Origin of the sequence: Cohnella herbarum, from assembly GCF_012849095.1 — a bacterium.
Lineage (GTDB): Bacteria > Bacillota > Bacilli > Paenibacillales > Paenibacillaceae > Cohnella > Cohnella herbarum.
Window position 1 is genome coordinate 8257721 of sequence record NZ_CP051680.1, and the last position, 12724, is coordinate 8270444.

The window sequence follows — 12724 nt, forward strand, 5'->3', positions numbered from 1 at the left end:
CTATGGATCCCAAAGCGTTAAAAGCGGAATTTCCGATTCTTCAACAGGATATAAACGGACATCCGCTTGTATACCTTGATAACGCGGCAACGACTCAAAAGCCGCGTTCGGTCATCGAAGCCGTCAAAACATATTACGAGCGGGATAACGCCAACGTTCATCGCGGGGTTCATACGCTAGGTTCGCGGGCGACGGATGCTTATGAAGGCGCGCGGGAGAAGGTTGCCCGGTTCCTGAACGCGGCGTCCACGCGCGAAATTATATTCACTCGCGGTACGACGACCGCATTGAATATCGTAGCGTCGGGATACGCTCGTCAGACGCTTCGCGAAGGCGATGAAATCGTCTTAACGCAGATGGAGCACCATAGTAATCTTATCCCATGGCAACAAGCGGCTAAAGTTACGGGAGCTACGTTAAAATACATTCCGTTGCAACCGGACGGGACGATTACTTTGGACGACGTTGAGGCTACGGTGACGGAGCGAACGAAAATCGTCGCCATCGCTTACGCTTCCAACGTTCTCGGCACCGTGAATCCGATCGCGAAAATAACCGAGATCGCTCACCGTAAAGGCGCCGTAATCGTCGTCGACGGAGCGCAAAGCACGCCGCACATGAAAGTAGACGTTCAAGCGCTTAATGTCGATTTCTACGCTTTCTCCGGTCACAAGATGTGCGGTCCGACCGGAATCGGGGCATTATACGGTAAGGCGCAATTGCTTGAAAGTATGGAGCCCGTCGAGTTCGGCGGCGAGATGATCGATTTCGTCGAGCTTTACGATTCGACTTGGAAGGAGCTGCCTTGGAAATTCGAAGGCGGCACGCCGATCATCGCAGGAGCGGTTGGACTTGGCGCGGCGATCGATTTTCTGGAGCAAGTCGGACTTCACAATATCGAACAGCATGAGAAGAAGCTAAGCCGGTATGCTATGGAGAAGCTATCCGAAATCGAAGGCTTGACGATTTACGGACCGCGCGACGAGCGCGTCGGACTCGTCACCTTCAATCTAGGCGACGTTCATCCGCATGACGTCGCTACCGTGCTAGACACGGAAGGCATTGCCGTTCGGGCGGGACATCACTGCGCTCAGCCGCTTATGAGATGGCTGAACGTCAGCGCGTCGGCAAGAGCTAGCTTTTATTTATACAATACAGAACAAGATATCGACCGGCTGGCCGAGTCTCTCGTTAAGACAAAGGAGTTTTTCGGTTATGAGTCAATTAGATGATTTGTACCGCCGAGTCATAATGGATCACTATAAAACGCCGAGGAATCGCGGCGAGCTCGAAGAAGGTTCCGTCACGGTAAACCTGAACAACCCGACGTGCGGAGATCGGATTTCCTTGCAGCTTCAGTTGGAAGACGGTATCGTCCGCAACGTGAAGTTTACGGGGGAAGGCTGCTCGATCAGCATGTCGTCGGCTTCGATGATGACGGAAGCCGTCATGGGCAAGACAGGCGAAGAAGCGCTGCAACTCGCGGATAAGTTTTCCGCTTTGATGAAGGGCGAGGACGTTCAATTCGACGATTACGAAGACGTGGAAGCTTTGTCGGGCGTCAATAAGTTTCCCGCAAGAATCAAATGCGCGACATTGGCTTGGAATGCGCTTCGCAAAGGTGTAGAGCATGGCAAAGGCAAGCATGAAGGCATTGAAGAATAAACAAGGAGGTTGATGATTATGGCAAAGCAAATGCCCGAGATAGAAGAGTACAAATACGGGTTTCGCGACGAGCATAAGGCCATTTTCCAATCCGGTAAAGGCCTGACCGAAGAGATCGTCCGCACGATCTCGGAAATGAAGGGCGAACCGGAATGGATGCTTAAATTCCGCCTGAAGTCGCTGGAGCAATTCCGCAAGATGGAGATGCCGAAGTGGGGCGGCAATATGGACGATCTTGATTTCGAAGACATCCAGTACTACGTAAAACCTTCCGAGAAACAAGGGAAAACGTGGGAAGAAGTGCCGGAAGAAATCAAAGCGACGTTCGACAAACTGGGCATCCCGGAAGCGGAACAGAAGTTCCTTGCCGGCGTATCGGCTCAGTACGAATCCGAAGTCGTATACCACAGCATGCAGGAAGATCTGGAGAAGCAAGGCGTTATCTTCATGGATACCGATTCCGCCATTCGCGAGCATCCGGAAATCTTCAAAGAATATTTCGGTACGGTCATTCCGCCGGCCGATAACAAATTCGCGGCTCTTAACAGCGCGGTATGGTCCGGAGGCAGCTTTATCTACGTGCCTAAGGGCGTGCAATGTACCGTTCCGCTTCAAGCTTATTTCCGGATCAACTCGGAGAACATGGGCCAATTCGAACGCACGCTGATCATTGCCGACGAAGGCAGCTCCGTTCACTACGTAGAGGGCTGTACGGCTCCCGTATACAGCACGAACTCGCTTCATAGCGCGGTCGTGGAAATCATCGTTAAGAAGGATGCACGCGTCCGTTACACGACGATTCAGAACTGGGCTCCGAACATCTACAACCTCGTAACGAAACGCGCGGTTGCGGAAGAGAACGCGACGATGGAGTGGGTCGACGGAAACATCGGCTCCAAGCTGACGATGAAATATCCGGCGGTTATCCTGAAAGGGCGCGGAGCGAAAGGCATGGTTCTCTCGATCGCGGTCGCCGGCAAAGGCCAGCACCAAGATGCGGGCGCGAAAATGATCCATTTGGCTCCGGACACCAGCTCGACGATCGTGTCCAAGTCGATCTCGAAACACGGCGGTAAAGTGACTTATCGCGGACTTGCTTCCTTCGGACGCAACGCGGAAGGCGCGAAATCGAACATCAAGTGCGATACGCTTATCCTCGACGACCAATCGACGAGCGATACGATTCCATACAATGAGATCATGAACGACAACATTACGCTCGAGCACGAAGCGACCGTATCCAAAGTATCGGAAGACCAATTGTTCTATCTGATGAGCCGCGGATTAACGGATGCCGAAGCGACGCAAATGATCGTCATGGGCTTCATCGAGCCGTTCACCAAAGAACTGCCGATGGAGTACGCGGTCGAGATGAACCGTCTCATCAAGTTCGAGATGGAAGGTTCTATCGGTTAAGGTGAATAGGATCGTTTGATCCATATCCGATGGATATACGAAGCACCCTCATACGAGGCTGATAACACTCAGCCTCCGGAGGGTGCTTTTTGTTGCGAACAATCGTTAGATCGGACACTTTTTTCATGATATGATCCGAATCCATCCGAACCTCAGTCCACTATAATGGAGCTAAATAAGTTGCGAGGGGGAGCATGGAGTGACGATAGCGGAACGATGGAGTCGGAAGGATTGGGGACGGCTTGTCGAACCTTGGGGAAACTTTCGGTTATTTCCGAGCGGCGATCAGCGAGACGGCTGGTTGGCGGTGTCTGACGAGACGAAGCAAACTTGGGTGACGCTGGCCGAACGTTTCGTCGATTACGAATGGCCGACGATGTCGGCGGATTTATATTTGCGTTACAAGCGGGAAGGAGACAATCTGAAATATTTGAATCGGTTTTACGAACGGCGCAGCGCGCTCGGCATTCTGACCGTGGCGGAGTGCCTCGAGTGGAAGGGGCGATTCATCGATCCGATCGTAAGCGGCGTCATCGCGATCTGCGAAGAGACGACGTGGATTACGCCGCATGACCTGATGCATCGAAAATTGTTCATTCCGTCCCCGGAAGACGTAGACGTCGACCTTAGCTCCGGCGAGACGGGAGCTGTGCTTGCTTGGGTGCATTATTTGATGGGATCTCGGCTTGACGTTATTCACCCGCGTATTCGGGAACGAATCGAAACGGAGGTGAGACGGCGGCTGATCGAGCCTTATTTGCGCCGGGACGACTTCTGGTGGATGGGATTCGTGCCTTCGACGTACGTCAATAATTGGAATCCTTGGTGCAACCAGAACGTATTGATCAGCGTTTTGCTGCTCGAGCGCGATCAAGCCGACCGGGCTGCGGTCGTCGGTAAAGCCGCACGCAGCCTGGAAGCGTTCATCCGCAAATATTCTCCGGACGGTTGTTGCGAGGAAGGGCCGATGTATTGGGGAGCTTCGGGCGGCGGACTGCACACGTGCCTAAAGCTGCTCTCGGAATGCTCCGGCGGGGATGATATCGGACTGTTCAAGGAGGAAATCGTCGGGGACATAGGCAGGTATATTTACCGGGCGCATATCCATGGCGATTATTTCGTGAATTTCGCTGACGGCGATGCGCGTTTTCCGATATCGAGCAACGTATTCGCATTCGGCACGAGCATCGGAGACGATCGAATGATTCAGTTAGGAGCTAGCGCTGAAAGACGTCGTCCCGTCGTGTTTAGTTGGTTCAACATGCACGATTATTTGCAGGATATTTTCCTCGAGCGGAAGCTAGGGCAAGGCGACGTAACGGCGCCATACGTGCGCGAAGCTTGGATGGACGCAGCGCAAGTGCTAACGGCGAGGGAGACGGAGGGCAGCGAAATCGGCCTGTTCTTAGCCGCCAAGGGCGGCCACAACCATGAACCCCATAACCATAACGATGTCGGCAACTTTATCGTATACGCGGACGGATGCCCCGTGTTCATCGATCTGGGCACGGAGGATTACACGGCCGCAACGTTCGGACCGGATCGCTATACGCTATGGTATACGCAATCGCAATATCATAACTGTCCGACGGTACGGGGCGTGCTCCAACAAAACGGACAACAATATCGGTCGCGGGACGCGGAGTGCTTTTTGTCGGATGACGTCGCGGAACTCTCGATGGATCTTGAGGCGGCTTATCCTTCCGAAGCCGGTATCGCAAGCTGGAAGCGAATCGTGCGGCTTAGTCGGGGAACGAAAGCGGCCGTCGAAATATCGGACAGCTTCGCGCTGAACGAAGCGACCGACGAGATCGCGTTGAACTTGATGACGCCGCTAGCTCCCGTCAACGTTCGGGCTGGCGTATTCGAGCTGGAATACGCTCCTAACCGCCGGGTGGAGATCGTGTATGACGCGGAAATTCTAACGCTAACGGTTGAGCCGATGACTATGATGGGCAATCGGATAAGACGCAACTGGGGAGACGCCATGTACCGCCTCGTGCTAAAAGCATCCGCCAACGTCAACGAAGGAACCTATATCGTGAAGGTCAAACGACTGGAAGGCGGAAGGGGGAAAGACGATGGCGCTTAACGAGTGCCGTTACTATTCCGAGGTGCTCGGAACGTGGTGCACCATGAACGTTATCGTACCGCAAATCAGCTACCTTCAGCATACGACGGGCAAGGCGGAGGGGATGCCCCTTGCGCGCAAGGATCCGAAGGGTGTCGATCATAAGTGGCCGACGCTGTGGCTGCTTCACGGCTTGGGCGACGACCATAGCGGATGGATTCGCCGTACGCGGATCGAAGAGTACGCCCAGGAAGCCGGGATTGCGGTCGTTATGCCCGCGGCCGGGCGCAGCTTCTACGCGGATATGGATCGCGGGGGGAGTTATTGGACATTCATCTCGGAGGAGCTGCCATTGGCCGCGCGTTCTCTGTTCCCGTTGTCGCCGCGACGCGAACACAATTTCGTCGCGGGCAATTCGATGGGCGGATACGGAGCGTTTAAGCTGGCGCTAACGCACCCGGATCGGTTCGCGGCCGCGGTTAGTCTGTCCGGCGTGTTGGACATCGTGTTCCGGGCCGATCCGAATTGGAAGGAATTCGTCCATATTTTCGGCGATCTCGACAAATTGAAGGGCAGTCCGAACGATTTGTTCCATCTCGCGGACCGGTTGATCGAGTCCGAGTCGCCCGTGCCGCGCTTGTTCCAATATTGCGGAACGGAGGACTTTCTGTACGAACATAATCTGAGGTTTCTCGACTATGCGCGCGATCTGAATCTGCATGTGCAGTATGAGGAGGAAAAGAATTCGCACAACTGGGCGTATTGGGACCGAATGATCGCTAAAGCGATTCCATTGCTGCTGGGCGACGAGGAATAGCAATAAGACGCGCGCTCTGCGCCGCAACCCGACGCCGGATAACCGGAACGCGCGGGATGCGGTGCGGAGCGCTAATTCGTTATTCGGATCAGTCGAGGTGTCCAATCGGAGGGTAATTTATGTCGAGAATAGGAAAGGAACTTGTACATACAAGAAATTTCATTCCATTTACCGGCAGATCGTTTTTCAATTAATTCGAACCGTGAACCGATCTCGGCACATGAATAGCAACACCGATAGGGATTGTTTCTTTTCGCGGAATGGTCTGTACAAGCCATGAGTCTCGTGCGTGAGCGAATAGGGAGATTAGACTCAAACAAACTTGAAAATGCTTAATTTGGAAACCAAAGTATTGATTTCGTCTAAATACAAGGCCGTTTTTCCATGATAATTTTATAAGTAAGCGCTTCCTAAACCAGGTGTTGCAGCGACGAGAGGCAGCGATTACCTATCATGGATTTGGGGGAATGTATGTGATTCGATCGGCAAAGATCAAGAAAAGCTCCGCGTTGCTGTTCAGTTTCATTCTCGTGATGATGTTGGTATCCGCCTGCAGCGGCGGCAATAAGAACGGCAATGCCAGCAGTCCGCCGGCATCGTCTCAACCAGCGGATCCTTCTCCGTCGCCGGCTTCGTCTCCAAGCGAAAGCGCGCAGCCTACCGAAGACAAAGCGGACTTGGGCGGCCGGGTCATCAAGATGGCCGCGAACTGGGATATGACGCCTAACGAAGAAACGCCGGAAGGCGTCATCAAAGTCGAAAAGCAGAAAGCGGTCGAAGAGAAGTACAACGTCAAGATCGAGTACGTCACGTTATCCAACGAAGAGTACAAAGACAAGATGATCACTTCGATCACGAACGGCAATCCCGTGGCGGATATGTTCTACATGGGCAGCCCTGGCGCGGTGCCGAGTCTGACGAAGCAAGGGATGTTCCTTGCGCTGGAAGATATCGACGTGCTGCCGCCGGCGGAAGAAAATCAAGTCATCCCGCGCGACGCGTTCTACAACGTCGCCGGCCACGACGACAAAACGTACGCGTTCGGCACGAACGCCGCCGTGGACAAAATCGGAGTTTACTACAATCGGAAGTTGTTCGCCGATAACGGCTTACCGGATCCTCATACATGGATCGATACGAAAGAATGGACTTGGGACAAATTCCGCGAGCTGGCGGTCCAACTGACGAAGGACGAGGACGGCGACGGCACTCCCGACCAATGGGGTTCCATGACGTATGCGGGCGACTGGCTATGGTTCATGATTCTCGCGAACGGCGGTCAAATCATGGATAAGACCACGGGCAAGCAGATGCTTGACGATCCGAAGTCGATCGAAGCGATGGATTATATTTACCGACTGTTCAACGAGGATAAAGTCGTTCGTCCCGGCGGTTGGGAGTTCATGGGCGAATTCCCGAAAGGCAAAATCGCGTTGCTTCCGAGCTTCTCCTGGTACGGCGGCACGATTAAAGCATCGGAGATGGGCGACGGATACGGCTTCCTACCGATGCCGCTCGGTCCAGGCCAAACGGAGTACGTTAACCCGGCAAGGCAAGTGAACGCGTTCTTCATGGCGAAGGGCGTCAAAGATCCGGAAATCGTCTTGAAGATTTGGAAAGAGCTTCAAATCTGGGAAGTCCCGGAAGGACATAGCGAATACGATAAAGCGCAATACGCGCACGAAGACGATATCGCGGTCGCGGAGAAACTGGCTAACGGACCGACGAACTTCGACTTCTTCGCCGGCCTGCACGGCGGCCTAATCGATGAGATCGGCAACAAGCTGGCAAGCGGCGAAATGACCGCGGCGCAAGCCGCGCAAACCTACGGACCTCAATTGCAAGCTAAATTCGACGGGAAGTAAACGCAATACGAATAAGGGGCCGTATCGCGGGCGGGTTAATCTACCCGCATGCGGCACTGCCCCTTAGCGTCCATTCCGGTCGAGAATGGAAGGAAGGCATGGGAAGCGGGGTGTCGGGAAATGCGAGGAATAGGCTGGATCCGGGAAAGAACAACCTATGCGCGGGCATTGCTCGCGTTAACGGCGCTGGCGGTCGCGCTTCCGGGAGCTGCCTCGGACGGGTACGGCAACAGAGCGTTGGCCGCATCCGAGATCGCGGAGCCGCCTCCGGCTAGCATTCGCGAGGGCAGCTACGGAGCGTTCATGGCGCAGCATTCCGATGTTTCGCGTCCGAATGCGGAAATTGTCTTGCAAGCGGATAAGTACGCCGAGGCGAAGGGAATGCAGACTCGAATCCTGAACGACTACGAAGGGCAGCCCGGAGCATCGTTATGGACGGACGAAGAAGGCTCCGTGACGTGGAACGTCGACGTATCGTCTACCGGTCTCTACAATCTGCAATTGCTCTATTATCCGATCGAAGGCAAGAGCGCGGGGATAGAACGTCGGGTGCTGATTGACGGGAAACTGCCGTACTTGGAAGCCGACAGCATTATTTTCTCGCGGATATGGGGCAACGAATCGGAGGGAACGAAACGCGATCCGCGCGGCAACGATATTCGCGCCCGGCAAGTGGAGAAACCTCGCTGGTTAACGGCCGACGCGCTGGATTCGCAGGGTTACTATCCCGAACCGCTCTCCTTTTATTTGACGGCGGGAAGTCACTCGCTCACGTTCGAATCGCTGCGCGAACCGATGTTGATTCGTCAATTAAAGCTCTTTCGATATGAACAGCCTCGCACTTACGATGAAGTCGCGCAAACGAACGAGGCGGAGGGGTGGAAACCCGCGCAAGGCGGCATCGTCTTTAAGACGCAAGGCGAAGCGGCATCCGCCAAGTCCGATCCGACGCTCTATCCGCTCAACGACCGGACGAGTCCGGCATCCGAGCCGTACGACGTATCGAAAATCCGCATGAACATGATCGGCGGCAACAATTGGCGCTTGCCCGGCCAATGGATCGAATGGGAAGTCGAAGCGCCGGAAGACGGGCTGTACCGGATTGCGTTCAAGAGCAGGCAGAACGCGCTGCGCGGGATGTATGCCACGAGAAAGCTGACGATCGACGGCGCAGTGCCGTTCAAGGAAGCGGAACAATTGCAATTTATGTTCAAGCGCAGTTGGCGAATGTTCGAGGCCGGCGAAGAGAAGGAGCCCTATCTATTTCGGTTGAGCAAAGGAACACATACGATTAGGCTCCAAGTATCGCTAGGCGACATCGCGCCGCTTATCCGACAAGTGGAGAATTCGGTGCTCGAGCTGAACAACGTATACAGGCAAATCGTGAAAATTACGGGGACGGCGCCGGACGTTAACCGGGACTATCACTTGGATCGGCAAATTCCTCGGCTGCAAGAACGGTTGCGGGAGCAGAGCGAAGTGCTCGAATACGTCGGTCGTACGTTAGAGCGGCTTACGGGCGAGCGAAGCGATCGGGTAGCGCCGCTCTATAAGTCGATGTATCAATTGGAAGATTTGGCGAAGCGGCCGGAAACGATCCAGAAACGACTGGTGGCGTTCCGCGACAATATGGGCGCTCTCGGTACTTGGATCTTGACGGTACGCGAGCAACCGCTCGACATCGACTACTTGTTGCTGGCCGGCGCGGATGCGAAATTGCCGAAAGCGGAAGCGTCCGGGCTCAAAAAAATGGGCCATGAGATCGGAGCGTTCTTCTATTCGTTCTTCGAAGATTACAACTCTATCGGCAGCACGACGGATAGCGGGAAGCGGGCAACGGTGTGGATCGGCAGCGGGCGCGACCAAGCGCAGGTCATCAAGCAAATGATCGACGATTCGTTCACGCCGCAAACCGGAATCGAGATCGATTTGAAGCTCGTCAACATGGGCGTGCTATTGCCGGCGACGTTGGCGGGTCAAGGCCCGGACGTGGCGATGAACGTCGGAGCGGAGACGCCGGTCAACTTCGCGATGCGCGGAGCGGCTCAGGATCTTACCGTATTCCCCGATTACGAGGAAACGACCAAACGATTTTACGACAGCGCGCTTGTACCGTTCCGCTATCGGAACAAGCTATACGCGTTGCCGGAGACGCAAACTTTCGCGATGCTGTTCTACCGCAAGGACGTGCTGGCCGAGATGGGGCTGGAAGTGCCGCAGAGCTGGAACGACCTGTTCTCGCTTATTCCCGAGCTGCAAAAGCACAATATGCAATTCGCGTTCCCGCTGGAGCAAGACTTCGCCAGGATGCCGTCGATGCCCCCCAATACGACTTTCATGTCCATGCTGTTGCAAGCGGGAGGACGGTTGTACGCGGATGACGGCAAAGGCGTAGAGCTCGATTCGGAAGCGTCGATGCAGTCGTTTAAGCGATGGGTGGAATTTTATACGAGTTACAAGCTGCCGCTCATCTTCGATTTCCCGAACCGATTCCGGACAGGGGAAATGCCGATCGGAATCGCCGACTATTCCTTGTACAATCATCTGTCGGTGTCCGCGCCCGAACTGCGCGGGTTATGGGGCTTCGCTCCGATACCCGGCACTCCGACGGAAGGCGGCGTCATTCGCCGCGACGAACCCGGCGGCGGCTCCGCGGTGCTTATGCTGCAGACGGCGAAAAATAAAGATAACGGTTGGGCCTTCATGAAATGGTGGACGGACACGGAGACGCAAGTCCGTTTCGGCAGGGAAATGGAAGGGCTGATGGGAGCGGCCGCGAGGTATCCGACGGCCAACGTCGAGGCGCTCGCCGAATTGCCTTGGCCGGTCAAAGATTTGCGTAATTTGCAAGAGCAATGGAAATGGGTGCAAGGCGTGCCGGAAGTGCCGGGCAGCTACTTCACCGGACGTCATCTCGACAACGCTTTCCGCAAATCGGTAGCCGAGAACACGAACGCTCGGGAGACGCTGTACGACTATATTCAATTCATTAACGATGAAATCGCGACCAAACGTCGGGAATTCAAATTGCCGGAATAGGGGGGCGAAAGATGATCGAGCGACTGTCCACGAGCCTTAAACGCAACAAACACTCGTACTTGCTGCTCGCCCCTTATTTGTTGATGTTCGTTCTGTTCACGGTCGTGCCGGTTCTCATGTCGATGTCGCTCAGCTTCACGTACTTCAATTTGTTGGAGTTCCCGCGCTGGGTCGGATGGCATAACTACGAAAGATTGTTCCTTGAAGACGAAGTATTCATCATCGCGCTCAAGAACACGTTCATCTTCGCGGTCATCACCGGACCGATCAGCTACGTTGCCTGTTTCGTGTTCGCCTGGATGATCAACGAGATGTCGCCGAAGGTGCGCTCGGTGATGACGCTCCTTTTCTACGCGCCTTCGATCTCGGGCAACATCTATTTCATGTGGCAGCTGATGTTCAGCGGCGATGCCTACGGCTACATCAACGGCTTCCTGATGAAGAACGGCTTCATCTACGAACCGATCCTCTGGCTGACGACCGAGAAGTACATCATGCCGGTCATCATACTCGTACAACTATGGCTAAGTCTCGGCGTCAGCTTCCTTGCGTTCATCGCCGGGTTGCAAAATATCGACAAAACGCTATACGAAGCAGGGGCGATCGATGGCGTGCGCAACCGTTGGCAGGAAATGTGGTTCATTACGCTGCCCGCGATGCGTCCGATGCTGATGTTCGGGGCCGTCATGCAAATCACGAGCTCGTTCGCGATGGCCGACGTGGCTACCCAGATGGCCGGGTTCCCTAGCGTCAACTACGCGGCGCATACGATCGTCACGCACTTGATGGACTACGGCAGCATCCGCTTCGAGATGGGATACGCGTCCAGCATCGCGACCGTGCTGTTCGTGCTCATGTTAACCATTAACCTGGCGGTTCAGAAACTGCTGCGGAATATAGGGGATTGACCGATGAGCGATATCGAACGTAACCGTACCGTCGTCACCGTGCCGCTTCCTCGCGCTCCGAGAACGAACTGGAAGTCATTTCTTCGGTTGCGGCGGCGCAAAGTGAGCCGTTCCATATGGGGCGATCTCATGATCTTCGCGATGCTTGGTCTCGTTGCCGCGTTCATGGCGATGCCGCTCGTGTTCGCGATCAATCAGGCGTTCAAGCCGCTGGACGAAATCTTTATTTTCCCGCCCCGGTTTTTCGTCCGTAATCCGACGATCGAGAACTTCATCGATTTGTTCACTTTGCTGGCGAATTCCTGGGTTCCGTTCTCCCGTTACGTGTTCAACACGTTGTTCATTACCGCGACCGGCACGATCGGACACGTCATCTTCGCATCCGCGGCTGCGTTCGTGCTCGCCAAGCATCAATTCAGAGGACGGAACGCGATCTTCACGATGATCGTGCTATCGCTGATGTTCGCGCCGCAAGTACGGGATATTCCGAACTACATCACGATGTCGTGGCTCGGATGGATCGACAATTACGCGGCCATTATCGTTCCGTCGTTCGCGGCTTCGCTCGGTCTCTACTTGATGAAGCAATTCATGGAGATGATTCCGGACGCGTTACTGGAAGCGGCCAAAATCGACGGAGCCAGCGAATACCGGATATTCTGGCAAGTCATTATGCCGCTCGTCAAACCGGCGTGGCTCACGCTGACGATCTTGCAGTTTCAGGCGTTATGGGGGACGGAAGGCGGCAACTTCATCTATAGCGAGCAACTGAAGACGCTCAGCTACGCCACGCACCAGATCGCGCTCGGGGGAATCGCCCGGCTCGGTCCCGCGGCGGCCGTATCGCTGCTCATGATGAGCGTTCCGATCGTGTTCTTCATCTTCTCCCAGAACAAAATCATTCAGACGATGGCGTCATCCGGAATGAAAGAATAGGAGGGGC

At 54.8% G+C, this 12724-nt stretch carries 9 protein-coding genes; all 9 read left to right on the forward strand.

What is annotated here, in order from left to right; translation table 11 throughout:
* The first annotated feature begins 2 nt into the window (after nucleotides 1-2).
* On the forward strand, nucleotides 3-1232 hold the full coding sequence (locus HH215_RS34660; RefSeq protein WP_169284711.1) for a cysteine desulfurase: 1230 nt from the start codon (nucleotides 3-5) through the stop codon (nucleotides 1230-1232).
* Nucleotides 1216-1665: a Fe-S cluster assembly sulfur transfer protein SufU gene (gene sufU, locus HH215_RS34665; RefSeq protein WP_169284075.1), complete on the forward strand. Its 450-nt coding sequence runs from the start codon at nucleotides 1216-1218 to the stop codon at nucleotides 1663-1665. The genes HH215_RS34660 and sufU overlap by 17 nt, the downstream gene beginning before the upstream one ends.
* A gap of 18 nt (nucleotides 1666-1683) precedes the next feature.
* On the forward strand, nucleotides 1684-3081 hold the full coding sequence (gene sufB, locus HH215_RS34670) for a Fe-S cluster assembly protein SufB (RefSeq protein WP_169284076.1): 1398 nt from the start codon (nucleotides 1684-1686) through the stop codon (nucleotides 3079-3081).
* 199 nt (nucleotides 3082-3280) lie between these two features.
* Complete coding sequence (locus HH215_RS34675) at nucleotides 3281-5173, forward strand: heparinase II/III domain-containing protein (protein ID WP_169284077.1); 1893 nt, start codon at nucleotides 3281-3283, stop codon at nucleotides 5171-5173.
* Nucleotides 5163-5969: an alpha/beta hydrolase gene (locus HH215_RS34680; RefSeq protein WP_169284078.1), complete on the forward strand. Its 807-nt coding sequence runs from the start codon at nucleotides 5163-5165 to the stop codon at nucleotides 5967-5969. The genes HH215_RS34675 and HH215_RS34680 overlap by 11 nt, the downstream gene beginning before the upstream one ends.
* A 473-nt stretch (nucleotides 5970-6442) precedes the next feature.
* On the forward strand, nucleotides 6443-7834 hold the full coding sequence (locus HH215_RS34685) for an extracellular solute-binding protein (protein WP_169284079.1): 1392 nt from the start codon (nucleotides 6443-6445) through the stop codon (nucleotides 7832-7834).
* 120 nt (nucleotides 7835-7954) lie between these two features.
* Nucleotides 7955-10873 (forward strand): extracellular solute-binding protein, encoded by a 2919-nt coding sequence (locus HH215_RS34690; protein ID WP_169284080.1) that lies wholly within the window; start codon nucleotides 7955-7957, stop codon nucleotides 10871-10873.
* A gap of 11 nt (nucleotides 10874-10884) precedes the next feature.
* Nucleotides 10885-11781: a carbohydrate ABC transporter permease gene (locus HH215_RS34695; RefSeq protein WP_169284081.1), complete on the forward strand. Its 897-nt coding sequence runs from the start codon at nucleotides 10885-10887 to the stop codon at nucleotides 11779-11781.
* A gap of 129 nt (nucleotides 11782-11910) precedes the next feature.
* Entirely contained in the window at nucleotides 11911-12717 is an 807-nt protein-coding gene (locus HH215_RS34700; protein ID WP_254450641.1) for a carbohydrate ABC transporter permease, read from the forward strand.
* The last annotated feature ends 7 nt before the right edge of the window (nucleotides 12718-12724 follow it).

Bases quoted from the DNA above. Each gene is read 5' to 3' on its own strand.
- HH215_RS34660 (WP_169284711.1), top strand. From the start codon at position 3: ATGGATCCCAAAGCGTTAAAAGCGGAATTTCCGATTCTTCAACAGGAT.
- sufU (WP_169284075.1), top strand. From the start codon at position 1,216: ATGAGTCAATTAGATGATTTGTACCGCCGAGTCATAATGGATCACTAT.
- sufB (WP_169284076.1), top strand. From the start codon at position 1,684: ATGGCAAAGCAAATGCCCGAGATAGAAGAGTACAAATACGGGTTTCGC.
- HH215_RS34680 (WP_169284078.1), top strand. From the start codon at position 5,163: ATGGCGCTTAACGAGTGCCGTTACTATTCCGAGGTGCTCGGAACGTGG.
- HH215_RS34690 (WP_169284080.1), top strand. From the start codon at position 7,955: ATGCGAGGAATAGGCTGGATCCGGGAAAGAACAACCTATGCGCGGGCA.
- HH215_RS34695 (WP_169284081.1), top strand. From the start codon at position 10,885: ATGATCGAGCGACTGTCCACGAGCCTTAAACGCAACAAACACTCGTAC.
- HH215_RS34700 (WP_254450641.1), top strand. From the start codon at position 11,911: ATGATCTTCGCGATGCTTGGTCTCGTTGCCGCGTTCATGGCGATGCCG.